We start from the raw sequence: 24,044 nt of genomic DNA, 5'->3' as shown, positions 1-24,044 counted from the left end.
ACGTTGAGGCCGGCTTCCGCACCAACGCCTCTTGGGAGGGAGTGATGAAAGTGACGCAACGGAATCTGGTGGTCGGGCTGCGGCGCGCGCTGTTCGGCGGCTGCGTGGTGCTGGGGACGGGCGGTACGGCATGGGCCCAGTCGACGCCACAGGGCGAACAGGTCGCCACCAACCTGGACACCATCGTCGTCACCGCGCAAAGCCGGCAGCAGGAGCTGCAGGATGTGCCGATCGCGCTGCAGGTCGTGGACCAGCAGCTGCTCGACGACGTGGCGGCGGACAACCTGGGCGACATCGATGCGTTCGTGCCCGGCCTGGTGGTGGATGCGGCGCAGCCGACCCAACCTTCGTTCCGCCTGCGGGGCGTGGAAACCAGCGACTTCGGCATCGGCACCGATCCGGCGGTGGGCGTGTTCGTCGATGGCGTCTACGGCGGCCGCGGTGGTGGCGTGCTGCTGCCCTTCGTCGACATCGAGCGCATCGAGGTGCTGAAGGGCCCGCAGGGTACGCTGTTCGGCCGAAACACGGCTGCCGGCGCAATCTCGCTGGTGACCCGGCGACCTCAGGACGAGCTGGAGGCCCGCCTGCGCCTTCGCCTGGGCAACTATGGCAAGCAGTACGCCGATGCGATGTGGAACCTCCCGACCGGCGACAACTCGGCCCTGCGTTTCAACGCGCTGTTCAACCACAGCGACGGTTGGCTCCAGGACGGCGCCACCGGCAAGGATCTGGGCGGCGAGAACGTGTGGGCCACGCGCGCCGCCTGGCAGGTGGGACTGGGCGAGAACACCACCGCGCTGGTCAGCTGGGACCACGAGAGCCTGGACCAGAACGGCCGCGTGACCACCGGCATCGTGCCGCTGCCAGCCTATCCGCAGCGGCCGCCGGTCCCGGTGGATCCCGACGACTACCTCGACCCGCGCGACATCCCGACCTACAGCGACGCCACCAACGCCGAGTGGCGCACCTTCGACGGCGTCACCCTGATCGTGGACCACGCGCTGACCTGGGGGCACTTGACCTCGACCACGTCCTGGCGGCAGTACGACGCGCTGAACCAGACCGAGGAGGACGGCACCAACCGCGCCGACCTCTACATCGACTCGGTCAACACCGAGAGCAACGAGACGTTCTACCAGGAGTTCAAGTTCGCCGGCAGCAACGCGCGTCTGGACTGGGTGGCCGGCGCCAGCTTCTTCAAGGAGGACGCCGATCAGACCAGCGAGGTGAACACCAATACCGCCGCGGTCGACAACATCGTGCGCAATCTCGGCATCGCGCCAACCCCGGACGGCAGCCTGTTCGGGTTCACTTCGTTCCTGGCCCAGAGTGCCGGCATCCCTGTCTCGTTGGTCGGCGACCGCTGGAACGAGCGCTTCACCAACACGCTGTCGACGACCGCCTACGCGGCCTTCGGCGACGTGATCTGGCGCGCCTCCGACAAGCTCAACCTGACCTTCGGCCTGCGCTACACCCGCGACGAGAAGGACTTCACCTGGCTCAACACGCCCCGCAACGCGCCCGAGCTGGAAGCCAAGCTGGACCTGCTGGAATCGCTGGGCTTCTTCGATGCGCTGGCACAGATGGGCATCCCGATCACCCGCGAGCTGCTGACCTTCGACATGGCCTTCATCGATCCGCCGGCGATGGTCAACAAGGGTGTGCTGGTGCGCGACAAGCGCAGCTGGAGCGATTTCAGCCCGCGCTTCGTGGTCGACTACCACTTCAACGACAAGGCGATGGTGTTCGGTTCGCTGGCCAAGGGCTACAAGGCCGGTGGCTTCAATGCGCTGCAGATCGGCCCGGCGTTCGAGAACGAGGACGTGTGGAACGCGGAAGTGGGCATCAAGCACTCGTTCGGCCGCTTCTCCTACAACGCGTCGCTGTTCCATTACCGCTACGACAACCGTCAGTCGATCCGCCTGATCGACCCGGACCCGAACAATCCGGTCGACATCCCGCGTTTCGTGTTCGACACCGGCGATCTCGAAGCCACGGGCATCGACTTCGACATGCGCTGGAAGGTGACGGACACCTTCACCCTGGACGCGCAGGCGGAGTGGATCGATTCCAAGTACAAGGATTACGTGACGCCGGAAGGCGTGGATCTGGACGGCGAGCCGACCGGCGAGCCGCGTTTCACCGCCTCGGTCGGCGCAGCGTACCGGATGAGCCTGGGCGACAGCGGCGACCTGCGATTGTCCGCGCGCCATGCCTACCGCGGGCGCACGCGCTGCAATGCCGGCTCGGACCTGCAGGGCGACTGCGGTGTGAACGCCCTGCTGGACATCGGCGAGCCGCGCGAGCGCACCGATGTGCGGGTCGGCTGGACTTCGCCGCAAGGCACCTGGAGTTGGGCCGTCTACGGCAACAACATCTTCGACAACCAGTACGTGAAGGGCCTGAACACCTATGGCCGCGGTCCGCTGGGCGTCGTCGGCGCGACCATCAGCGAGCCGCGTACCTACGGGATGGAAGTGGCCGTGAAGTTCTGAGCCGCGCGGCGACGCGCTGGACGTGGGCTCCCCGGCACCTCACGGTGCCGGGGTTTTTGTTTGGCGCTTATCACGGCATGCTTGTGCGATGCCCGTGCGTCGCAACGTCCCCGTCGTCGATCTCTCCGCCGAACCCCTGAGCCGCCTGCCGGGCGTCGGGCCGCGCGTGGCGGAGAAACTGGCGGCGCGCGGCCTGGCGACGATGCAGGACCTGTGGTTGCATCTGCCGCTGCGGTACGAAGACCGCACCACGCTCACGCCGATCCGGCTGCTGCAGCCGGGCGTGCCCGCGCAGGTGGAAGGCCGGGTGGAAGCCGTCGAGCGCGGCTTCCGCTATCGCCCCGTGCTGCGGGTGGCGATAGGCGACGAAGGGCATGGCACGTTGGTGCTGCGGTTCTTCCATTTCCGCGCGGCGCAGGTGGCGCAGTTCGCGGTGGGCACCCGCCTTCGCTGCTACGGCACACCCAAGCCCGGCCAGCACGGGCTGGAGATCATCCACCCCAGCTACCGGGTGCTGGGCGAAGCGGACGACGTCGCGCTGGGCGATGCGCTGGACCCGATCTACCCGGCCGTCGAAGGGCTGGGCCCGGCGACGCTGCGCAAACTGATCGGTCAGGCACTCGAGCGCCTGCCCGAGGCGGGTGCGCTGGAGTTGCTGCCCTCGCCGTTGCTCGAAGGCCTCGGATTGCCGTCGCTGCGCGACGCGCTGCTGACCATGCATCGTCCACCACGCGATGCGGACGTGGCCGCGCTGGCGCTGGGGACGCATCCGGCGCAGCGCCGGCTGGCGATCGAAGAGCTGCTCGCGCACCACCTGAGCCTGCGGCGCCAGCGGCTGGCCCTGCAGCAACACCGGGCGCCTGCGCTGAAGGGCCGGGGCACGCTGGTGAAAGCGCTGGTCAAGGCGTTGCCGTTCGCGCTGACCGGTGCCCAGAAGCGCGTCTTCCAACAGATCCGCGAGGACATCGCGCGCCCGTGGCCGATGCTGCGCCTGGTGCAGGGCGATGTGGGCAGCGGCAAGACCGTGGTCGCGGCGCTGGCCGGCATGCTGGCCGTGGAAGCCGGCAAGCAGGTCGCCCTGGCCGCGCCCACCGAGTTGCTGGCCGAACAGCACCTGGCCAATCTCAGGGCATGGCTGGAGCCGCTGGGCGTCCGCGTCGCCTGGCTGGCCGGCAAGGTGACCGGCAAGGCGCGCACGCAGGTGCTGGCCCAGGTGGCCTCGGGTGAGGCGCAGGTGGTGGTGGGCACGCATGCGCTGATGCAGGAGACGGTGGTCTTCCACGATCTGGGCCTGGCCATCGTCGACGAGCAGCACCGCTTCGGGGTGCACCAGCGGCTGGCGCTGCGCGACAAGGGCGCGGGCGTGGACCGCGTGCCGCACCAGCTGGTCATGACGGCCACGCCGATTCCGCGCACGCTAGCGATGGCGGCCTATGCCGATCTGGACGTATCCGCCATCGACGAACTGCCGCCGGGCCGAACGCCGGTGCAGACCGTGGCCCTGAGCGCGGAGCGCCGGCCAGAGCTGGTGGAGCGCATCCGCGCCGCCTGCGCCGAAGGGCGGCAGGCCTACTGGGTCTGCACGCTGATCGACGACAGCGACGAGGTCGTGGCGCAGGCCGCGCAGACCACCTACGAAGCCTTGTCCGCGTCGCTGCCAGAACTGCGCGTTGCCCTCGTCCACGGACGCATGAAAGCCGCCGACAAGCAGGCCACGATGCGCCGCTTCAAGGAGGGCGAGGCCGACCTGCTGGTGGCCACCACCGTCATCGAAGTCGGCGTCGACGTGCCCAACGCCTCGCTGATGATCATCGAGAACGCGGAGCGGCTGGGGCTGGCGCAGCTGCATCAGTTGCGCGGACGGGTGGGGCGCGGCGCCACCGCATCCAGCTGCGTGCTGATGTACCAGCCGCCGCTGTCGGCGATGGCCAGGCACCGCCTGGCGACGATGCGCGAAACCAACGATGGCTTCGTGATCGCCGAGAAGGACCTGGAGCTGCGCGGACCGGGCGAACTGCTGGGTACGCGGCAGACGGGCCTTGCGGCATTCCGCGTCGCCGATCTCGCCCGCGATGCGGGCCTGCTGCCGCAGGTGCACGCGCTGGCCGAGCGGCTGCTGGCCGAGGATCCGTCGATCGCCGATCGGGTGATCCATCGCTGGGTCGGTGGTGCGGCGCGCTACGCGTCGGCCTGATGCGGCGCGACTTCCGCTGGTCATTCATCGGTGCGAGACTCGACCCCCGATAGAAAAAGCGAAACCTGATGACCGACAAGATTCCCCTGCTGATCGACACCGACCCCGGCGTCGACGACGCCCTCGCGCTGTTGATGGCCTTCAACGATGCGCGCCACGAGATCGTCGGCCTGACCATCGCGGCCGGCAACGTGGGCCTGCAGTACACCGTGCGCAATGCGCTGAAGCTGTGCGAAGTGGCGGGGCGTGAAGACATTCCCGTGTTCGCCGGTGCGCCGGCGCCGCTGCTGCACCCGTCGCCGGACGCTGGCTACGTGCATGGACAGGATGGATTCGGCGACGTCGGCTTCGCGCCGGCCGTGCGCCAGGCCGAGGACGAACACGCGGCCCTGGCCATCCTGCGCCTGTCCCACCAACACGCGGGGAAGCTGGTGCTGGTTGCGCTGGGTCCGCTGACCAACATCGCGCTGGCGCTCAAGCTGGACCCCACGCTGCCGCAGCGTGTCGCCCGCTTCGTGGTGATGGGGGGTGCCGTCACCTGTCACGGCAACATCACCCCGGCCGCCGAGTTCAACTTCTACTTCGACCCCGAAGCGGCCCACATCACGCTGCAGGCGTTCGGACGCTACGATCTGGCCGACTGGGAAGCCACCATCGCCCACGGCCTGCCGCACCACGAGGTCGACGCATGGTTGGCCGCCGACAGCGAGCGGGCCCGGTTCTACGCCCGCATCTCCGAGAAGACCCGGCTGTGGTCGGCCGACCGCCGGGGCGACCACTGGTTCGCGGCCGACGCGCTGGCGATGGCCTTCGTGCTCACCCCGGAGGGTGCGCTGGAGCTGGCCGAGCGGCCACTGGCGATCGAACTGCAGGGCACACACGCCCGCGGCGCATCGGTGGTGGACTGGCGCCGCGAGGGCGGCGGGCCGGACCAGGCCAACATCCTGTTGCGCTACGACCAGGCCCGGTTTCAGGACCTGATCCGCGCCGCGCTGGCGGCCGGCTGACGGCCGGGTTGCGTCGGCAGGGAAGGGCGGGCTACAATGCCGCTCTTCCATTCCCGCTACACGGTGTGCCCGCCATGAAGGCCGACATCCATCCCGATTACCGCGAAGTCGTCTTCCACGACGTGACCTCCGATTTCAAGTTCCTGACCCGCTCCACGCTGGGCAGCAAGGAAACGACGAAGTGGGAAGACGGCAACGAGTACCCGCTGATCAAGGTCGAAATCTCCTCGGCCTCGCACCCGTTCTACACGGGCAAGCACAAGGTCATCGATACCAGCGGCCGCATCGACAAGTTCCAGAAGCGCTACGCGCGCTGATCGAACCTCGTCCGCTGTTCCCGTCCGGCCGCGCCTCGTGCGCGGCCGTTCGCGTTTGTGCGCGGCGCATCATGCGTGCTGCCGGAACGGAGGGTTGCGCCCGCGGCCTCATTCTTTGGTCTGACTTTGGTGCGGTATCGAGCGACGGCTCCAGACCCGCTGTGCGATAATTCGGGTCATCCAAGGTTCACTCCCTGGACTCCCGTCACGCGCCGAGCGGGCCTTCCCGCAGGCGTATCCCCACGAAGGAGCGCACACTGTGTCCGAACTCGACCAGGTCACGCTGAATGCGGGCGACAAGTCCGTCGTCCTGCCCGTCCTGAAACCCACGCTTGGCAACGACTGCATCGATGTGTCCAAGCTGACCAGGGAAACCGGTCTTTTCACCTACGACTCGGGTTTCACCGCCACCGCCAGCTGCAAGTCGGCCATCACCTACATCGATGGCGACAACGGCGTGCTGCTGTACCGCGGTTACCCCATTGAGCAGCTCGCGCAGCATTCCAGCTTCCTGGAAGTTTCGTACCTGCTGATGAACGGCGAGCTGCCGACCAAGGAGGAATTCGCCAGGTTCGAGCACGAGGTCACGCATCACACGATGATGCATGAGTCGCTGAAGAACTTCCTGCACGGCTTCCACTACGACGCCCACCCGATGGCCATGCTGTCCGGCACGGTCGCCTCGCTGTCGGCGTTCTACCACGACACGCTGGACCTGGAAGACCCCGAGCAGCGCCGCCTGGCCGCGATCCGCCTGCTGGCGAAAATGCCGACCCTGGCCGCCGCCGCCTACCGTTATTCGATCGGCTGGCCGATCCGCTATCCGCGCAACAACCTCGAATACGTCGACCGCTTCCTGCACATGATGTTCGAGGTGCCGAGCGAGCCGCTGGAACTCAATCCGGTGGTCGCCAAGGCGCTGGACCTGCTGTTCATCCTGCACGCCGATCACGAGCAGAATGCCTCGACCTCGACGGTGCGGCTGGTCGGTTCGACCGGCGCCAACCCCTACGCTTCGGTCGCCGCGGGCATCACCGCCCTGTGGGGGCCGGCCCATGGTGGCGCCAACGAAGCCGTGCTGAAGATGCTGGAAGAGATCGGTACGCCGGACAAGGTGGACAGCGCCGTGGCCAAGGCCAAGGACAAGGAATCCGGCTTCCGCCTGATGGGCTTCGGCCACCGCGTCTACAAGAACTTCGACCCGCGCGCGAAGATCATCCGCGAGATGACCCACAAGGTGCTCGGCGAGCTGGGCGTGGACGACCCGCTGCTGGAAGTGGCGATGAAGCTGGAAGAGGCCGCGCTGAAGGACGAATACTTCATCCAGCGCAAGCTCTACCCGAACGTCGACTTCTACAGCGGCATCATCTACAAGGCGCTGAAGATCCCCACCGAGATGTTCACCGTCATGTTCGCCATCGGCCGCACCGCCGGCTGGGTGTCGCACTGGCTGGAGCAGCAGGTCGATCCGGAAGCCAAGATCGGCCGTCCGCGCCAGATCTACACCGGCTACGCGCCGCGCGACTACGTGCCCACCGACAAGCGCTGAGCCCCTTTGGCGACACGATGAAAAAGGCCCCGGATGGGGCCTTTTTCTTTGCCGCATGGGTCAGGCGTCCGGTCGCACGGCGACACGGGTGGTCAGGGCGTGCAGGGCGAAACCATGGATCGTCCTGTCCGTGGTGGTCGTGCAGTCCGACAGCACGCTGACCTCGTAACGGTCCGCCGCCGGCGACAATGCGGTGAAGACCACGCAGTTCTGCGTCATCATCCCCGCGATGCGCAGGCGGGTGACGCCCAGGTCGGCCAGCACGCCGGAAAGGCGGGTCTGATGGAAGCTGTCCGCGTATTGCTTCACGATGACGGGCGCGTCGGGGGCAGCGGCCAGGATGCGCGCATGGATGCCGACGCCGGTTGTGCCGGCCTGGAACAGTGGGCTGTCCGTGGACGCGGCCACATGCTGGACCAGGACCACGGCTTCGCCGCGCGCGCGTGCGCGGTCGATGGCGTTGACGACGGCGTCGAGCGTGGCCTCGGCGTTCCATAGCGGGAGCGCGCCGCCGGGGAAATAGTCGTTCTGGACGTCGATGATGAGCAGGGCGGCGGTCATGCGTTACCTTGGAAGGGGCGGGTTGCGACATCGTAGTGATGGGTGCTGCGCGTGGTAATTGCAGATCACAAGAAGCCGCGCCGTTTTCATTGAGGATCGAAAGACATGCCCCTCGACAAGATGGATCGGGCCATCCTGGCGGCGCTGGCGCACGACGCCCGCATGACGTGGCAGGCCGTCGGCCGGCGCGTGCACCTGACGGGACAGGCGGTCGCCACGCGCGTGCAGCAAATGGTGGAGGGCGGCACGATCCGTGGCTTCACCGTGGCGCGAGGCGATCTGCGGCGCTACTTCATCACGGTGTTCATGGATACGCCGCAGTTCGATGCATTCGAAGCGTTCCTGCAGGCACATGCCGAGGTGGAGAGCGCCAGCAAGATCGCCGGCGAAGGCTGCTACCAGGTGACGCTGGCCTGCGAGAGCGACACGGGCCTGGATGACTTCACCCAGGCGTTGCTGCGCTATGGCCGCTACAAGGTCGCCAGCGAGATGCGGCGCGTGAAGCCCTGACGCATCGTTTCAGCGGCGCGCCGCATCCATCTCGTAGCGGGCGATGTCCTCTTCGGCAAGCAGCTGACGCAACCGGGTGGCGGACGCGCGCTTCATCGGCCTCTCGTCCACGCTGGAAAGCGGCGCCTGACGCAAGGCGTCGTGCGGCAGCACGGTCAGGTCGAAGCTGAGCTCCTCGGCGCTGAACACCCACACGGGCAGGTCGGCCACGCGTTCCCGGTCGATGCGCAGCCGGCGCTCGCGCGGCTCGGCGGGGATGCGGTGTTCTTCCAGGAACCGGGTGACGGCATCCGGGTCGTCGCTGTGCAGGTGGACGTGCACGGGCGTGTTGGCATCGGCGGTACCTTCAAGCACCGGGCCGACCAGCCGGGGCGCGAACGCGGACAGGAATTCCATCGCGCGCAACGCGGCCTCGCGCCGCCGCCGCAGGCCCGTCACATGCGCCTCGCCGACGAACAGGCGCTGGTACTCGCGCAGTGCGTCCTCGATTTCGCGGTTGCGGGGCAGGGAGGCATCGTCGTGGATGCCCAGCCGGCTGGCGGCCTTGAGTTTGGCCTGGTGGTAGTCGCGGATGCCGCCCTCGGCCATCAGCCGGGCGGCTTCGTGCGCCAGCCGCTGGCGGCGCTCGCGGGTGCGGGTTTCGGCGTGCTGACGGGCGTGGTGCATGACAGGCCTCCGCGTCGAAACAGACCCGAATGTACACCATGCTCCCGCGTTGTCGATGACGGCGCATGCGCGCCGTCAGGGCGCCTTCACGCCACCGCGTCAGAAGATGTCGAACGCCTCTTCATCCGGCACCGCGTCTTCCGGACCATACAGGTCGTAGTCCTGGATGCGGTCCATGTCCTCAACCTTCACCCATTCGGTGACGCCGTTGAGCGTGGCCTGCACCATGCCGTCCGGTGGATCGTTCAGCGCCACCGGCTTGTCCTTCAAGGCCACCCGCATGTAGTCGATCCAGATCGGCAGGGCCGCCTTGCCGCCGTATTCGCGGTAGCCCAGCGACTGGAAGTTGTCGCGCCCCACCCACACCACGGTGGCATACTGCGCGCCGAAGCCGCCGAACCAGGCGTCACGGTGGTCGTTGGTCGAGCCGGTCTTGCCGCCCACGTCCTCGCGGCCCAGCACCTTGGCCGCGGTGCCCGTGCCGCGCTGGACCACGTCGCGCATCATCGACACCAGCTGGTAGGCCGTACGCTCGTCGATCGCGCGCGGCGCGGTGACCGCGTTCGGATCGGCGGGCTTTTCCTCGGCCTTGGGCTTGGCCTCGGCCGGCTTGGCGGCGGACGTGGTCGCGGCCGGGCCGAAATTGAAGCCATCCACCACCTGGCTGGCCGGTGCGCCCCCGCCCTGCGCCCCCTGGCCGCAGCCGCGGCAGGCGACGGCCGGGTTCTCCTTGAACACCACGTTGCCTTCGCGGTCCTTCACCTCGTCGATGAACCAGGGCGTCACCCGCGACCCGCCATTGGCGAACACGGCGTAGCCACGCGCCACCGACAGCGGCGTCAGCGACGCGGTGCCCAGCGACATCGACAGGTTGGGCGGAAGTTCGGCCTCGTCGAAGCCGAACTGGCTGATGTAGGTGCGCGCGAACGGCACGCCGATGCCATCCAGCAGCCGCACGGACACTAGGTTGCGCGACTGCACCAGGGCTTCGCGCAGCCGCATCGGGCCGCGGAACCCGCCGCCGTCGTTCTGCGGCCGCCACATGTGGCCGCGGCGGTCGCGGAATACGACCGGAGCGTCCAGCACGATCGAGGCGGGGTTGAAGCCCTTCTCGAACGAGGCCGCGTACAGGAACGGCTTGAAGCTGGAGCCGGGCTGGCGCCGCGCCTGGGTGGCACGGTTGAACTTGTTGCCGGCGAAGCTGTAGCCGCCCACCAGCGCACGTACGGCGCCGTTGTTGGCGTCCAGCGAGACCAGCGCGGCCTGTGCGCGCGGGATCTGGTCGACCAGGAAGCTGCCGGGCTCCTTGCCTGCCTTGATGCGGGCCAGGTCGCCGCGCTTGAACAGCTTGGCCGGCGTGCGCCCGGTCCACTTGCTGGCGGCCGGGGGCAGGGTGGTTTCGCGGCCGTCGGCCGTGACCACCGTGGCGCTGCCATCGTCGTGGGTGCGCGCCACCACCGTGGGGATCAGGCCGTTCTGCGCAGGAATGCCGCGCAAGTGGCCGGCCAGGGCGGCGGCGTCGGCGTCGGCTGCGACATCGAAGTGCCGCTCGATGCCGTTCCAGCCATGACGGTGGTCGTAAAGGCCCAGGCCGTCGCGGACGGCGTCGTTGGCGGCCGCCTGCAGGGTGGCGTCCAGCGTGGTGGTGACGTGGTAGCCCTTGGTCAGCGCTTCCGGTCCGAAGCGCGCGATCATGTCCTGGCGCACCATCTCGGCGACGTACGGGGCGTACACCTCCACCGGCCGCTCATGCGGTTTGGCATGCATGGGCTCGGCCTTGGCCTGCGCGGCTTCGGCCGCGGTGACGTAACCGTCCTCGCGCATCCGCTCCACCACATAGGCGCTGCGCTGCTGGTTGCGGCCGGGGTTGCTGATCGGGTTGCCGCTGGAGGGAAACTTCAGCGCGCTCACCAGCGTGGCGGTCTCGGCCAGGGTCAGCTGGTCCAGGGTCTTGCCGTAGTAGTACTCGGCCGCGGCGGCCACACCGTAGGAGCGGTTGCCGAAGAAGCTCTTGTTGAGGTACAGCTCCAGAATCTCGTCCTTGGTCAGCATCTTCTCGATGCGGACGGCCAGCATCATCTCCACCAGCTTGCGGGTGTAGCTGTACTCCGAGCTCAGGAACCATTGCCGGGCCACCTGCTGGGTGATCGTGCTGCCGCCGGCCACGCGGCCCTCCTTCCGGCTGACGATCTGCCACACGGCCCGGGCGATGCCGGTGGGGTCGATGCCCTTGTGCTCGTAGAACTTGCTGTCCTCGGCGGCGATGAAGGCCTGTTTGACCCGGGCCGGAACCTGGTTGATCTGCACCGGATAACGCCGGATCTCCCCGTACAGGCCCATCAGCCGGCCGTCGCTGGCATAGATATAGAGGGGTTCCTGCAGCTCCACGTTCCGCAGGGCCTGGACGTCCGGGACCTTGGACGAGACCGTGTAGTACAGCACCCCCAGGCCGACGGCGCCGGCCAGGGCAAGTATCAGGAACGTGATGAGGGTCCAACGGAGAAGACGACGGAAACGGGACATCCAGTGCTTTCCGATTGCAGAATTCGTAACGGCAGAGTATAGATGACCGCCGGGATCGCCACGGGCGATCCCAAGGGGAACAGGGACTTGGGGAACAACCCTCGTGAAACGTGACAAGCCGCACAGCCACGTCAACGTCGGTTGCCAAGCGTAAAAACTTGGTTATTAATGTGGGCGCGCGTCGTGCGCCCTGTGCCCGTCGGAAGGGGAAAGACCGTGGGGCTAATCCCAAAAAGCCAGTCGCCGCTGATCGGCGTCGACATCAGTTCGACTGCGGTAAAGCTGCTGCAGCTGTCGCGCGTGGGCAACCGTTTCAGGGTTGAGCACTACGCCGTCGAGCCGCTGCCGCCCAATGCCGTGGTCGAGAAGAACATCGTCGAGGTCGAGGCCGTCGGCGAGGCCATCCGCCGCGCGGTGAACCGCGCCGGCACCAAGGCCAAGTACGCGGCGGCAGCCGTGGCCGGGTCCGCGGTGATCACAAAGATCATCCCCATGCCGGCCGACCTGGACGAGAACGACCTGGAAGCGCAGGTCGAACTGGAAGCCGTCAACTACATTCCCTATCCCATCGAGGAAGTGAACATCGACTTCGAGGTGCTGGGCCCCATGCCCAACAACCCGGAGATGGTGCAGGTGCTGCTGGCGGCGTCGCGTTCGGAGAACGTCGAACTGCGCCAGTCCGCCCTCGAACTGGGCGGCCTGACCGCGCGCGTCATGGACGTGGAAGCCTTCGCGGTGGAAAACGCCTTTGCCCTGATGGCCAGCGACCTGCCGGTGCCGCAGGACGGCGTGGTGGCGCTGGTCGACATCGGCGCGACGATGACCACGCTGAACGTGCTGCGCCGCGGGCGCAGCCTCTACAGCCGCGAACAGGTGTTCGGCGGCAAGCAGCTGACCGACGAGGTGATGCGCCGGTACGGCCTGACCTACGAGGAAGCGGGCCTGGCCAAGCGCCAGGGCGGGCTGCCCGAAAGCTATGAAGTCGAAGTGCTGGAGCCGTTCAAGGAAGCCACCGTCCAGCAGATCAGCCGCCTGCTGCAGTTCTTCTACGCCGGCAGCGAGTTCAACCGCGTCGACCAGATCGTCCTGGCGGGCGGTTGCGCGGCGTTGCCCGGCCTGCCGGAGATGGTGGAGGAGCAATTGGGCGTGCCCACCGTCGTCGCCAACCCGCTCGCGCAGATGACCCTGGGCCCGCGCGTGCAGGCGCATGCGCTGGCGCAGGACGCTCCCGCGCTGATGATCGCCACCGGCCTGGCTTTGAGGAGCTTCGACTGATGGCAAGAATCAACCTACTCCCGTGGCGCGCGGAGCGTCGCGTCCAGCGGCAGCGCGAGTTCTACGTCATGCTGGCCGCCGCCGCCGTCGCCGGCCTCCTGCTGTCGTTCCTGCTGTGGTTCCACTACGACCGCCAGGTGGCCGGCCAGACCGAGCGCAACGAGTTCCTCAAGGCGGAGATCGCCAAGGTCCAGGCGCAGAACAAGGAAATCGAGCGCCTCGATGAACAGAAGCGCCGCCTGCTGGCGCGCAAGGACGTGATCGAGAAGCTGCAGGCCAACCGCTCGCAGATGGTGCACCTGTTCGATTCGCTGGTGCGCACCATCCCCGACGGGGTGATGCTGGGCAACATCAAGCAGGATGGCGAAGTCCTGACCCTCGAGGGCCGGGCCCAGTCCAACGCGCGCGTCAGTACCTACATGCGCAACCTGGAAACCTCCGGCTGGATGACCAAGCCCGAGCTGTCGATCATCGAGTCCAAGCCGGAAGAGGTGAAGACGCTCACCAACACCGGTGCCAGCCGCGCGCTGCCCTACGTGTTCAAGCTGACGGTCCGCCTGGCGAACCCGACCGCCGAGCAGGAAGCGGAAACGGCCGCCGCCGGCACTGCCCCCGCCGGTACCGCGCCCGCGGCGCCGCTGGAGGGACAGCCGGCTGCACCCGCCACGCCCGCGCCTGCAACGCCGTCGACACCCGCCCCGTCGACACCGCCACCGGCCGCGCCGCCCGCTAACACTCCCCCGGCCACCGGGAGCGCCTCATGAGCCAGAAAAAGACGTCGCTCAAGAACCTGGACATCAACAACATCGGCGCGTGGCCGCAGAACGCGAAGATCGGCTTCTCGGTGATCCTTGCGCTGTTCATCCTGGCGTTCGCCTACTTCCTTTTCATCAAGGGGAAGACGGAGACGCTGGAATCGCTCGAAGGGGAAGAGGTGCGCCTGCGCCAGGACTTCGAGAAGGAGCAGGCCAAGGCCGCGAACCTCGAACCGCTGAAGCAGCAGCTGGCGCAGATGGAGCAGGTGCTGCAGCAGATGCTGCGCCAGCTGCCCAGCAAGACCGAGATGCCGGACCTGATCATCGACATCTCGCAGACCGCGCTGTCCAGCGGCCTGGCCAACGAGCTGTTCCAGCCCGAGCCGGAGACGCTGAAGGAGTTCTACGCCGAGAAGCCGATCCAGCTGCGCATGGTGGGCAACTACCACCAGTTCGGCGCCTTCGTCAGCGGCGTGGCCTCGCTGCCGCGCGTGGTCATCCTGACCATGCACGACATCTCGCTGAAGCCGAAGGAAGGCAAGGGCGGCGTGAATCGCGGCGCGCTGGAGCTGTCGGGCACGGTGAAGACCTATCGCTATCTGGATGAAAAGGAAGTCGCCGACCAGGAAGCCGCCGCTGCGGCCGCCAACGGTCAGGCGGCGCCGGCACCCGCCGCAGGGGGAGAACCATGATCCGCAGTGACGCCCGTTGGCTGATCCTGTGCGCGCTGGTGATGGCGGGCGGCTGCGCCCGCGGCATCACCAGCACGCCGGGCGATGCTCCCAACCTGGAAAGCTGGGTCGCGGACGTGAGGGCGCGCCCCGCGCCGCCGCTGGACCCGCTGCCCGTGATGCAGCAATTCGAGACCTTCGAGTACGCCGCGCAGACGCTGCGCGACCCGTTCAGCGATGCCTGGAACAATGCCGAGGGCGGTGGCCTGCGCCCCGACCCGGACCGGCGCAAGGAGACGCTTGAACAGTACCCGCTGGACAGCCTGGACATGGTCGGCACGATCGGCAAGGGCCCGGGGCTGGTGGCACTGGTGATGGGGCCCGACAAGGTCACCTACCGGGTACGTCCGGGGAACTACCTGGGGCAGAGCGATGGCCGGGTCACCTCGGTCCGCGAAGATGGCTTGGAACTTGTCGAACTAGTGCCGGATGGCGCGGGTGGCTGGCTGGAACGGCCGGCGTCGATCGCGCTTGAAGATCAATGATTGGGGGATACACGATGACCGCTTCGAACGCCTACCGCCTGCGGCCGTCCCGGCGCCTGGCCACCCTCCGGGTCTGCTCTCTGGGATTGGCCATCGGCCTGCTGGCGGCTGCCAGCGCCGCTGGCGCCACGTCCCCGGGCCAGCAGGCCTCCGCCACTCCGATCGCCGCCACGGCGGCCCAGGGAGTGTCGGTCTCCAACATCGACTTCCGGCGCGGTGAGGACGGCGCCGGCCGGCTGATCGTCCGGTTCGACGGCCAGGGCGCCACGCCCGATCTCCGCAACCAGGGCAATACCGTCGTCGTGGATGTGGGCAACGCCACGTTGCCGGCATCCCTGCAGCGGCCGCTGAATGTGGTCGACTTCGCCACGCCCGTACAGCGCGTCGAAGCGCAGTCCCGGGCCGGCGGCACGCAGCTGGTGCTCAGCACGCGCGGCGACTTCGAATCCCTGGCTTACCAGTCGGGCAACGAGTACGTCGTGGAGATCGTGCCCCGCGCCGGCCAGAAGGCCGTGGGCGGCGCGAGCGCCACGGCGGGCACCAGCTCGTCGGCCGTGGTGGCCGCCGCGCAGAAGATCGCCACCGAAGCCCGCCGCTACAGCGGCCGGCCGGTCACGTTCAACTTCCAGGACGTGCCCGTTCGCACCGTACTGCAGCTGATCGCCGAGGAATCCAACCTCAACATCGTCGCGTCCGACACGGTGCAGGGCAACGTCACGCTGCGCCTGGTCAACGTGCCGTGGGATCAGGCGCTGGACATCGTCCTGCGCGCCAAGGGTCTGGACAAGCGCCGCGATGGCGCGGTGATCTGGGTCGCGCCTCAGCCCGAACTCGCCAAGTTCGAGCAGGACAAGGAGGATGCACGCATCGCGATCGAGAACCGCGAGGACCTGGTCACCGACTACGTGCAGATCAACTACCACTCCGCGAGCGCCATCTTCAAGGCACTGACCGAGGCCAAGGGCGTCGGCAACAGCGGCGGCGGTGGTGGCACGGGCAACAACCAGAACGAGAACGGCTTCCTGTCGCAGCGTGGTCGCCTGGTGGCCGACGAGCGCACCAACACGCTGATGATCAGTGACATCCCGAAGAAGATCGCGCAGATGCGCGAGCTGATTAACGTCATCGATCGCCCCGTCGACCAGGTTCTGATCGAGGGTCGCATCGTCATTGCAACCGATACCTTCGCACGGGATCTCGGTGCCAAGTTCGGCATCATGGGCAAGCGCACGGGCGACCGTACGCAGGCCATCAGCGGAACCATTGGCGGCAACGTCACCATCGTCAACGACAATGTGTGGCCGGTGGACGTGGAAGGCGACACCGCCAGCGATGGCCTGAACGTCAATCTGCCCGCCGGCATCTTCACCACTAATCCCGCAAGCAGCATCGCCTACACGTTGCTGGGCCGGAACTTCAATCTTGATCTCGAGCTTTCGGCCCTGCAGGAAGAAGGCCGTGGCGAGGTGATCTCCAATCCGCGCCTGGTGACCACGAATCAGCGTGAAGCCGTCATCAAGCAGGGTCGCGAAGTGGGTTACCTGACCATCACCGGTTCCGGTGGCGGCGGCAATGCCGCGGTGCCGACGGTGCAGTTCAAGGAGGCGTTGCTTGAACTGAAGGTCATCCCGACCATCACCGACGACAACCGCGTCTTCCTGAACCTCAACGTGAAGAAGGACGAAGTGTTGCGCTTCATCAGCCTGGGCCAGTTCGGTCAGGTGCCCGAACTTGCCCGTCGCGAGATCAACACCGCCGTGCTGATCGAAGACGGCCAGACCGTGGTGATCGGCGGCGTGTACGAGTTCAGCGACCGCGCCAGCGTGGCCAAGGTGCCGTTCCTGGGCGACATCCCCTTCTTGGGCAACCTGTTCAAGAAGAAGGGTCGCAGCAAGGAGAAGGCCGAGCTGCTGATCTTCGTCACCCCGAAAGTGCTGCGTGTGGCCGAACGCCGCTGAGGCACGCGTGACTGTTGTCGAAAAAGGGCCCCCCGGGGCCCTTTTTCTTTGCGCCATGCGAAGCTGAATCCGGCATGCACGCGGCTACAAGGTGTGAACCTTCCCTGCCGAGGTAGGTCAGAATCCACCTTCCCGTCGATTCCGGCTGCATCCATGGATTCCATACCCACCGGCAACCCCGTGCCATCCGGCGACGCGCAGGCCCGCCTGCACGAGGCGTTCACGCGCCTGCGCGACGACCTGTCGCAGACCATCGTCGGCCAGGCCGCGCTGGTCGAACGCCTGCTGATCGCCCTGCTGGCGGATGGCCACCTGCTGGTTGAAGGAGCCCCCGGCCTGGCCAAGACCACCGCCATCCGCGCCCTGGCCTCACGGTTGCAGGCCGACTTCGCGCGCGTGCAGTTCACGCCGGATCTGTTGCCGGCCGATCTCACGGGCACCGAGGTCTGGCGGCCCCAGGAAGGACGGTTCGAGTTCCAGGCCGGGCCCATCTTCCACCCGCTGCTGTTGGCCGACGAGATCAACCGCGCGCCGGCCAAGGTACAGTCGGCGCTGCTCGAAGCGATGGGCGAGCGCCAGGTGACCGTGGGCCGGCACACGTATCCGTTGCCGGCGTTGTTCCTGGTGATGGCCACGCAGAATCCCATCGAACAGGAGGGCACGTTTCCGTTGCCGGAGGCCCAGCTCGACCGCTTCCTGATGCACGTGAAGATCGGCTATCCGGAGGCGGCCGCGGAAGCCGACATCCTGCGACTGGCGCGCGACCGTGCGCGCGAGCAGATGCAACCCCCCGCCATGGCGGTCGAACGCATGCCGCTGGAGGATGTCTTCCGCGCCCGCGCGCAGGTGCTGGACCTGCACCTGGCCCCGGCGCTGGAGCGTTACTTGATCGAACTGGTGCTCGCCTCGCGCGACGCGGCGCGTTACGACGCCACCCTCGCGCGGCGGATCGCCTGGGGCGCCAGTCCACGTGGGTCCATCGCGCTGGAGCGCTGCGCGCGCGCGCGCGCGTGGCTGGCCGGCCGCGACTACGTCACCCCGGACGATATCCGCGCCATCGCGCCGGACGTGCTCCGCCACCGCGTGCTGCCCAGCTACGAAGCCACGGCAGAAGGCTGGGACGGCGACCGCCTGGTGAAGGCGCTTCTGGACGTGGTGCCCCTGCCTTGAGTAGCCAGCCCACAGCCTGACCCTACGCGCATGAGCGACGGCATCCGTCCCAAGCTGCAGGAACTGATCGCGTTGCGCGCGAGCGCACAGCGGCGCCCGCCCGCGCGCCGCGGCCGGCATTCCGTCACCGGACCTTCGGCATCGCCGCTGCGCGGGCGCGGCATGGAATACGCCGAATCGCGCGAATACGTCGCCGGCGACGACGTGCGCCACATCGACTGGCGCCTGACCGCCCGCAGCGGACGTACGCATACCAAGCTGTTCCAGGCCGAACGCGAGCGGCTGACGCTGATCGTCGCCGACACGTCGCCGCTGCTGTACTTCGGCACCCGCGTGCGCTTCAAGTCGGTGCAGGCCGCACGCGCCGGTGCGGTGGCCGCATGGCAGGCCGTACGCGATGGCGACCGGCTGGCGATCCTGCGCGGCAGCGCCACGGAAGCGCCGATCCCGCCGGCATCGGGGACCCGCGGCGCGCTGCGCGTACTGGATGCGCTGGTGCGCTGGTACGCGAACCCCCCCGTGGACGATCTCGGTCTCGCATTCGCGCTCGATCATGCCGCGCGCCTGCTGCGCCCGGGTTCGCGCCTGCTGGTGCTGGCCGAGCCGCACAGCGTGGCAGGCATCCCGGATACCCGCTGGACCGCGCTGGCGGCCCACCACGACGTGGTGGTGCTGCTGCTGACGGACCCGCTGGAAACCGATCCGCCGTCGCGGCAGCTGCCCTTCGCGGCAGGCGACCGGCGCATCGAACTCGACCTTGCCAGTCCGGCGCAACGCGAGGCATGGCAGGGCGAATTCCAGGCGCCACTGGAACGCGCGCTGGACCGCCTGCCGTCGCGCGGTGTGCAGGTGCGCACGCTGTCCACCGATGCCGCCAGCGATGCCTGGCTGGTCGCGCTGGGCCGCGCGCAATCGCAGGTGGCCTGAGCATGGCGCCGGACACGCTGGTGTTGCGCGACGTGCATGTGCCGCCGGCGCCTTCGTGGTGGCCGCCGGCACCGGGATGGTGGCTGCTCGCGGGCGTCGTCGTGCTGGTGCTGCTGGGCATCGCTGCCTGGCGCTGGCATCGCCGTCGCCGCCTTCAACGGTGGCAGCGGTGGTTCGATGCCGTGCCGCAGGGGCGGGCGCCCGCGGAACAGGTGGCCGCCGCGTCGGACCTGTTGCGGCGCGCCGCGCGCCGCGTGTCACCCGGTGCCGACCGGCTGGAAGGCGAGGCCTGGCTGCGGTTCCTCGACGGCGAGCAGGGACGCGCCTTCAGCGAAGGGCCTGGGCGGCTGCTGCTGGATGGCGGCTATCGGCGTACCGTGGATGCGTCCGGACTGGAAGCGGCGCTCGCCGTGGCGCGCGCGCGTTTCCTCGAGCTGATGGCGGCAAAGCGATGAGCCTGTCGCTGCCTGCATTGCAGTGGCTGCAGGACGGCTACGCCGGATTCGCCTGGCCGTGGGCCTGGCTGGCGTTCCCGTTGCCGTGGCTGGTGCGATGGGCCTGGCCCCCGCGTGGCGCGCAGGCCGATGCGCTGAGAGTGCCCTACGGGCGTGCCGTGCAGGCGATCGCCGCGCAAGGTGGGCGTGGCCTGGCGGGGCGGGGCTCGGCACTGGCCTGGCTGGTGTGGTTCCTGCTGTGCGCCGCCGTGGCCCGGCCGCAGCAGTTCGGCGACGCCGTCACGCCGCCGGCGAGCGGGCGCGACCTGATGCTGGCCGTCGACCTGTCCGGCAGCATGACCGAGCCCGACATGGAACTGGGTGGCGCGGTCGTGGACCGGCTGACGGCGGCGAAGGCCGTGCTGGCCGACTTCCTCGATCGCCGCGAAGGCGACCGCGTCGGCCTGCTGGTGTTCGGCCAGCGCGCCTACGCGATGACCCCGCTGACGCGCGACCTGCAGACGGTGCGCGAGCAGTTGCGCGATGCGGTCGCCGGATTGGCCGGACGCGAGACCGCGATCGGCGACGCCATTGCACTGGCGGTGCGCCGGCTGCGTACCCAGCAGGAAGGCCAGCGTGTCCTGATCCTGTTGACCGATGGGGTGAACTCCGCGGGCGTGCTGACGCCGCAGAAGGCGGCGGAACTGGCCAAGGAGGAACGTGTGCGCATCCACACCATCGCCTTCGGCAGCGATGGCGGAGTGAGTCTGTTTGGGATTCCCCTGCCGATGCCGGCCAGTTCGCCGGAGGACATCGACGAAGCGACCCTGCGCGATGTCGCCGCACAGACCGGGGGACGCTTCTACCGCGCGCGCGACACGAACGAACTGGCCGGCATCTATGCCGAACTGGACCGCCTGGAGCCGGTGGAGCAGCCCGGCAAGGCCGTGCGTCCCCGCGTGGAGCGTTACGCCTGGCCCTTGGCCGCCGCATGGGCGGTTGCGCTGCTGGCATTCCTGCTGCCACGGAGGCGCGGATGAGCGCTTTCTGGCCGGCTTTCCATTTCCTGCGGCCCGAATGGTTGTGGGCACTGCTGGCCTTGCCGTTGCTGGGTGCGTGGTGGCGCGTGCGCCGCCGCCGCGACAATGCCTGGCGAGACCATGTGGACGCGCACCTGCTGCCGCACCTGCTGGTGCGTGGCGGCGCGCGGGCCCGCCCCGGCCTGGTCGCGGCCATCCTGGCGTACGTGCTGGCCGTCCTGGCATTGGCGGGCCCCAGCTGGCGACAGGCCGATCAGCCACTATGGCAGGCCCAGCGGCCGCTGGTGGTCGTGCTGGACCTGTCCAGCCGCATCACCACGCCGGACCTGCCGCCCTCGCGCCTGTTGCAGGCGCGGGCGAAGCTGGCGCGCCTGCTCGATGCGCGCGCGGGCAGTCCGGTGGCACTGGTCGTGTATGCGGACGATGCGTTCACGGTCGCGCCGCTGACCGACGATGCGGCCAACATCCGCCTGTATCTCGACGAGTTGTCGCCGGAGATCATGCCCGTGGATGGCCAGCGGGCCGATCGCGGCATCGCCTGGGCGGCGCGCCTGCTGTCGCAGGCGGACTTCCGCAACGGCGACATCCTCGTGTTCACCGATCGCGCGAACGGCGACGCATCCAGGGCGGCCTCGGATGCGCGCGCGAAAGGGTACGCCGTGTCCGTGCTCGGGGTCGGCACCTCGACCGGCGCGGCCTATCGCGGTAGCGATGGCACGATAGGCCATGCGGCGCTGGACGCGTCATCGCTGCGCGCGTTGGCCATGGCCGGCGGCGGACGTTACGCACCGGCTACGACCGACGACGCCGATCTCGCCGCGCTCGGCGTCGCATCGCCCGCGCTGGAGACGGTGGGCACGTCTACCACACCGGGCGGCGGCAAGGCATGGCGCGATGAAGGCTACTGGCTGCTGATCCCGCTGATGGCGCTCGCATTGCTGTGGTTCCGTCGCGGTGCGGCGCTGGTGCTGATGGGTGCCCTGTGGCTTCCGGTGACGTCGCCCGCGCGCGCCGCGGGCATCGACTGGTGGCAGCGCAGCGACCAGGCCACGCATGCGCGCCTTGAAGAGGGCGCGAAAGCCTATCGCCAGGGTGACTATCCGGCCGCCGAAAAGGCGTTCGCCGGCATCGACACCGCCGAGGGCCAGTACAACCTGGGCAATGCACTGGCGAAGCAGCAGCGCTACGACGATGCGGTGGCTGCCTACGACCGCGCGCTGCGCCTGCAGCCAGGGATGGCGGACGCCATCGCCAATCGCGCCACTGTCGACGCCGCGCGCAAGCGGCCACCTTCGCCGGGCGACGGACAGGGTAAACCCGGGCAGCAGGGTGGTGGCGACCAGGCGTCATCGGGTGCGAAGGCCGATCCATCCGACGGAAAGAACCCGAATCGTCAGCAGGATGACGCCGCATCGCAGCAACCATCGACGACGTCCTCGGGCGAGCCAGGCAAGGCGCAGGCGCCGATGAGCGCAGCGCCTCAGCGCACGCCGCCCGAGGCCTCGCCCGACCCCGCCGCACAGGCCGCCGCCGATGCTGCGCAGCGCGAACGCATGCGCGCCGCAATGGGCGAGCAGGACGGACAACGCGCCCGCAAGACGCCACCGGAGGGGGCTGCGGTACAGGCCGAAACCGCGGAACAGCGCGAGCGCCGGCAGGCCGTCGAAGCGTGGCTCAAACGCGTGCCGGACGAACCCGGCGCGCTGCTCAAGGCGAAGTTCCGGCTCGAACACGAACGCCGGCAGAAGGAAGGGCAATGAAGCACCGCATCTGCATCCTGTTGGCCGTACTGCTGCTCTGGCCCGTGTCGCTGCTCGCTGCGACGCGTGCTTGGCTGGAGCAGCCGCAGGTCACGCTCGGCCAGGCGGTCACGCTCAACGTGGAAACCGATGCGGTGTCCGCCACGCCGGACCTCACGCCGCTGATGCGCGACTTCGAAGTGGAAGGCCAGTCCGACAGCCGCAGCGTGCGGATGGTGAACGGACGCATGAGCGCCAGCACCACGTTCTCGCTGACCCTGCGTCCGCGGCGCGCAGGCACGCTGGCCATCCCCGCGCTGCAGGTGGGCAACGAGCGCACCGCGCCGCTGACCCTGGAGGTGAGCGCCACGGCGACCGCGCGCGCGGCATCCAACGGCCTGGTGTTCGTCGAAACCGAGGTGGACGATCCGAACCCTTATGTACAGCAGTCGGTCGGCGTCACCGTGCGTCTGTACTACGCGACACCGCTGGTATCGGGGCAGCTCGATCTGGATCCGCCCGACGGCGCGCTGCTGCAGCGCGTGGGCGAGATCGTGCAGTCCAGCCGCGAGATCGACGGACGGCGCTACAGCACGGCCGAGCGTCGCTTCCTGCTGGTGCCCGAGCGCAGCGGTGCACTGATCGTGCCGGGTGCACGCTTCGAAGGGCGGGGCGCCGGTGGCTGGATGGACGATCTGTTGGGCGGCAACAGTCGCCAGGTCAATATCACCGGTGCGCCGCGCACGTTGCAGGTGCGTCCGCAGCCGGCAGGTGCACCGCAGCCCTGGCTGCCGGTGCGCGACCTGCGGATGCGCTACACCGCTGTGCCGCAACAATTGCGTACCGGCGAAGCGGGTACGCTCACCATCGAGACCACGGTCGCCGGCGCGACGCAGGCGCAGTTGCCGGAACTGCCGACACCATCGATTCCCGGCGCGCAGGTCTTCGCCGAACCGCCGCAGTTCGACGAGCGCTTCGTGGGTGGCACGCCGCAGGTGACGCTGACGCACCGCTATTCGGTCGTGCCGTCGCAGGCGGGCACGCTGGTGGTCCCCGGTACGGCAATGGCGTGGTGGGACGTGCGCGCGGGGGCCGCGCGGCGCGCGACGTTGCCCGACCTGACCCTGCCGGTCGTCGTCGGAACCGGATCGCCGTCGTCCGTGCCCCTCGCGGGCGCAGCGCGCGGTGCCGCCACGCTGCCCGCGGGACCCGATGACGACATCCTGCTGGAAGGCGAACGGCGCGTCCCTTCCCATCTGTGGCCGTGGCTGGCCGCGGGCTTCGCGGTGCTGTGGCTGATCACGTTGCTGTGGGCACTGACGCGGCGTGCAGCCACCTCGTCGGGTCCTCGCGCCCGTGTGCACGCCCAGGCGGGCGCGCCGGTGACTGCACCCGCCACCCACACCGCGGCCGACCTCAAGCGTGCACTGGACGCGGGCGAGCTCGACGACATCGAGGACGTGCTGCGCGGCATGGCACGCCCGGCCGCGGTCGACCTCGACGATCTGCATCGCCGGCTCGCCACGGCGGCCCAGCGTGGCGCGGTGGAGCTGCTGCGCCGCGCGCGCTGGGCGGGCGGCGATGCCGCGCAGGCGCGGGCGGCGTTGCGCGAAGCCTTCCGCGGTGGCCCGCGATGGCGGACGGCCGACACGGGCGACGTGGAAGAACCCCTGCCGCCGCTGTACCCGCGATGAGGGAAACCGGACGG

Annotated in this window: 20 protein-coding genes; 17 read left to right on the top strand and 3 right to left on the bottom strand. The window is 68.6% G+C overall.

Annotation, left to right across the window (positions count from 1 at the left end):
• The first annotated feature begins 44 nt into the window (after positions 1–44).
• The 5 genes from IAE60_RS00320 to IAE60_RS00300 all read left to right on the top strand — a co-directional run bounded on the left by IAE60_RS00320 (position 45) and on the right by IAE60_RS00300 (position 7,562).
• Positions 45–2,495 carry a TonB-dependent receptor gene (locus tag IAE60_RS00320; RefSeq protein ID WP_187573418.1) on the top strand — a complete coding sequence of 817 codons (2,451 nt, stop codon included), beginning with the start codon at positions 45–47 and terminating at the stop codon, positions 2,493–2,495.
• 88 nt (positions 2,496–2,583) lie between these two features.
• Positions 2,584–4,689 (top strand): ATP-dependent DNA helicase RecG, encoded by a 2,106-nt coding sequence (gene recG / locus IAE60_RS00315; RefSeq protein WP_187573417.1) that lies wholly within the window; start codon positions 2,584–2,586, stop codon positions 4,687–4,689.
• 68 nt (positions 4,690–4,757) lie between these two features.
• Complete coding sequence (locus tag IAE60_RS00310) at positions 4,758–5,696, top strand: nucleoside hydrolase (RefSeq protein ID WP_187573416.1); 939 nt, start codon at positions 4,758–4,760, stop codon at positions 5,694–5,696.
• A 74-nt stretch (positions 5,697–5,770) separates the two neighbouring features.
• Positions 5,771–6,013 carry a type B 50S ribosomal protein L31 gene (locus tag IAE60_RS00305; RefSeq protein WP_162108763.1) on the top strand — a complete coding sequence of 81 codons (243 nt, stop codon included), beginning with the start codon at positions 5,771–5,773 and terminating at the stop codon, positions 6,011–6,013.
• A 259-nt stretch (positions 6,014–6,272) separates the two neighbouring features.
• A complete protein-coding gene (locus tag IAE60_RS00300; RefSeq protein ID WP_162108764.1) occupies positions 6,273–7,562 on the top strand; it encodes a citrate synthase in 1,290 nt (429 codons plus the stop codon).
• 60 nt (positions 7,563–7,622) lie between these two features.
• On the opposite strand, the gene IAE60_RS00295 is transcribed toward IAE60_RS00300, so the two are convergent.
• A complete protein-coding gene (locus IAE60_RS00295) occupies positions 7,623–8,123 on the bottom strand; it encodes a cysteine hydrolase family protein (RefSeq protein ID WP_187573415.1) in 501 nt (166 codons plus the stop codon).
• 105 nt (positions 8,124–8,228) lie between these two features.
• Here IAE60_RS00295 and IAE60_RS00290 point away from each other — a divergent pair, with 105 nt between their 5' ends.
• The gene (locus IAE60_RS00290) at positions 8,229–8,633 is read left to right on the top strand and encodes an Lrp/AsnC family transcriptional regulator (RefSeq protein WP_187573414.1); all 405 of its coding nucleotides are present in this window, start codon (positions 8,229–8,231) and stop codon (positions 8,631–8,633) included.
• 9 nt (positions 8,634–8,642) lie between these two features.
• Here IAE60_RS00290 and IAE60_RS00285 read toward each other — a convergent pair whose 3' ends face one another.
• Together IAE60_RS00285 and IAE60_RS00280 are read right to left on the bottom strand one after the other, a co-directional pair.
• A complete protein-coding gene (locus IAE60_RS00285; RefSeq protein ID WP_187573413.1) occupies positions 8,643–9,299 on the bottom strand; it encodes a hypothetical protein in 657 nt (218 codons plus the stop codon).
• A gap of 99 nt (positions 9,300–9,398) precedes the next feature.
• The gene (locus IAE60_RS00280) at positions 9,399–11,822 is read right to left on the bottom strand and encodes a penicillin-binding protein 1A (RefSeq protein WP_187573412.1); all 2,424 of its coding nucleotides are present in this window, start codon (positions 11,820–11,822) and stop codon (positions 9,399–9,401) included.
• 216 nt (positions 11,823–12,038) lie between these two features.
• On the opposite strand from IAE60_RS00280, the gene IAE60_RS00275 reads away from it, so the two are divergent.
• From IAE60_RS00275 to IAE60_RS00225, 11 genes are all read left to right on the top strand, one after another.
• Positions 12,039–13,097 (top strand): pilus assembly protein PilM, encoded by a 1,059-nt coding sequence (locus IAE60_RS00275; RefSeq protein WP_162108769.1) that lies wholly within the window; start codon positions 12,039–12,041, stop codon positions 13,095–13,097.
• Positions 13,097–13,861 (top strand): PilN domain-containing protein, encoded by a 765-nt coding sequence (locus IAE60_RS00270; RefSeq protein WP_187573411.1) that lies wholly within the window; start codon positions 13,097–13,099, stop codon positions 13,859–13,861. Before IAE60_RS00275 ends, IAE60_RS00270 begins: the two co-directional genes overlap by 1 nt.
• Complete coding sequence (locus IAE60_RS00265) at positions 13,858–14,544, top strand: type IV pilus inner membrane component PilO (RefSeq protein ID WP_187573410.1); 687 nt, start codon at positions 13,858–13,860, stop codon at positions 14,542–14,544. The genes IAE60_RS00270 and IAE60_RS00265 overlap by 4 nt, the downstream gene beginning before the upstream one ends.
• Complete coding sequence (locus tag IAE60_RS00260) at positions 14,541–15,068, top strand: pilus assembly protein PilP (RefSeq protein ID WP_162108772.1); 528 nt, start codon at positions 14,541–14,543, stop codon at positions 15,066–15,068. The genes IAE60_RS00265 and IAE60_RS00260 overlap by 4 nt, the downstream gene beginning before the upstream one ends.
• A gap of 14 nt (positions 15,069–15,082) precedes the next feature.
• Positions 15,083–17,026 (top strand): type IV pilus secretin PilQ, encoded by a 1,944-nt coding sequence (locus tag IAE60_RS00255; RefSeq protein ID WP_187573409.1) that lies wholly within the window; start codon positions 15,083–15,085, stop codon positions 17,024–17,026.
• A gap of 153 nt (positions 17,027–17,179) precedes the next feature.
• On the top strand, positions 17,180–18,196 hold the full coding sequence (locus IAE60_RS00250; protein WP_187573408.1) for an AAA family ATPase: 1,017 nt from the start codon (positions 17,180–17,182) through the stop codon (positions 18,194–18,196).
• A 30-nt stretch (positions 18,197–18,226) separates the two neighbouring features.
• Positions 18,227–19,123, top strand: coding sequence for a DUF58 domain-containing protein (locus IAE60_RS00245; RefSeq protein ID WP_187573407.1), 897 nt, complete (start codon positions 18,227–18,229; stop codon positions 19,121–19,123).
• Between the two features lie 2 nt (positions 19,124–19,125).
• Positions 19,126–19,578, top strand: a complete 453-nt coding sequence (locus IAE60_RS00240; RefSeq protein ID WP_187573406.1) for a DUF4381 family protein — start codon at positions 19,126–19,128, stop codon at positions 19,576–19,578.
• An 8-nt stretch (positions 19,579–19,586) separates the two neighbouring features.
• Positions 19,587–20,597, top strand: coding sequence for a vWA domain-containing protein (locus tag IAE60_RS00235; protein ID WP_425504483.1), 1,011 nt, complete (start codon positions 19,587–19,589; stop codon positions 20,595–20,597).
• Positions 20,594–22,357 carry a VWA domain-containing protein gene (locus tag IAE60_RS00230; protein ID WP_187573404.1) on the top strand — a complete coding sequence of 588 codons (1,764 nt, stop codon included), beginning with the start codon at positions 20,594–20,596 and terminating at the stop codon, positions 22,355–22,357. Before IAE60_RS00235 ends, IAE60_RS00230 begins: the two co-directional genes overlap by 4 nt.
• The gene (locus IAE60_RS00225) at positions 22,354–24,030 is read left to right on the top strand and encodes a BatD family protein (RefSeq protein WP_187573403.1); all 1,677 of its coding nucleotides are present in this window, start codon (positions 22,354–22,356) and stop codon (positions 24,028–24,030) included. The genes IAE60_RS00230 and IAE60_RS00225 overlap by 4 nt, the downstream gene beginning before the upstream one ends.
• Positions 24,031–24,044: the final 14 nt, after the last annotated feature.

The organism is Pseudoxanthomonas mexicana (assembly GCF_014397415.1).
GTDB lineage: Bacteria > Pseudomonadota > Gammaproteobacteria > Xanthomonadales > Xanthomonadaceae > Pseudoxanthomonas_A > Pseudoxanthomonas_A mexicana.
Note: the sequence above shows the minus strand (reverse complement) of the source record. Positions and strands in the feature narration are given on the sequence as shown.

Coding starts and splice junctions, on each gene's coding strand:
- IAE60_RS00320 (WP_187573418.1), top strand. CDS start 45: ATGAAAGTGACGCAACGGAATCTGGTGGTCGGGCTGCGGCGCGCGCTG.
- recG (WP_187573417.1), top strand. CDS start 2,584: ATGCCCGTGCGTCGCAACGTCCCCGTCGTCGATCTCTCCGCCGAACCC.
- IAE60_RS00310 (WP_187573416.1), top strand. CDS start 4,758: ATGACCGACAAGATTCCCCTGCTGATCGACACCGACCCCGGCGTCGAC.
- IAE60_RS00305 (WP_162108763.1), top strand. CDS start 5,771: ATGAAGGCCGACATCCATCCCGATTACCGCGAAGTCGTCTTCCACGAC.
- IAE60_RS00295 (WP_187573415.1), bottom strand. CDS start 8,123: ATGACCGCCGCCCTGCTCATCATCGACGTCCAGAACGACTATTTCCCC.
- IAE60_RS00290 (WP_187573414.1), top strand. CDS start 8,229: ATGCCCCTCGACAAGATGGATCGGGCCATCCTGGCGGCGCTGGCGCAC.
- IAE60_RS00285 (WP_187573413.1), bottom strand. CDS start 9,299: ATGCACCACGCCCGTCAGCACGCCGAAACCCGCACCCGCGAGCGCCGC.
- IAE60_RS00280 (WP_187573412.1), bottom strand. CDS start 11,822: ATGTCCCGTTTCCGTCGTCTTCTCCGTTGGACCCTCATCACGTTCCTG.
- IAE60_RS00270 (WP_187573411.1), top strand. CDS start 13,097: ATGGCAAGAATCAACCTACTCCCGTGGCGCGCGGAGCGTCGCGTCCAG.
- IAE60_RS00265 (WP_187573410.1), top strand. CDS start 13,858: ATGAGCCAGAAAAAGACGTCGCTCAAGAACCTGGACATCAACAACATC.
- IAE60_RS00260 (WP_162108772.1), top strand. CDS start 14,541: ATGATCCGCAGTGACGCCCGTTGGCTGATCCTGTGCGCGCTGGTGATG.
- IAE60_RS00255 (WP_187573409.1), top strand. CDS start 15,083: ATGACCGCTTCGAACGCCTACCGCCTGCGGCCGTCCCGGCGCCTGGCC.
- IAE60_RS00250 (WP_187573408.1), top strand. CDS start 17,180: ATGGATTCCATACCCACCGGCAACCCCGTGCCATCCGGCGACGCGCAG.
- IAE60_RS00245 (WP_187573407.1), top strand. CDS start 18,227: ATGAGCGACGGCATCCGTCCCAAGCTGCAGGAACTGATCGCGTTGCGC.
- IAE60_RS00240 (WP_187573406.1), top strand. CDS start 19,126: ATGGCGCCGGACACGCTGGTGTTGCGCGACGTGCATGTGCCGCCGGCG.
- IAE60_RS00230 (WP_187573404.1), top strand. CDS start 20,594: ATGAGCGCTTTCTGGCCGGCTTTCCATTTCCTGCGGCCCGAATGGTTG.
- IAE60_RS00225 (WP_187573403.1), top strand. CDS start 22,354: ATGAAGCACCGCATCTGCATCCTGTTGGCCGTACTGCTGCTCTGGCCC.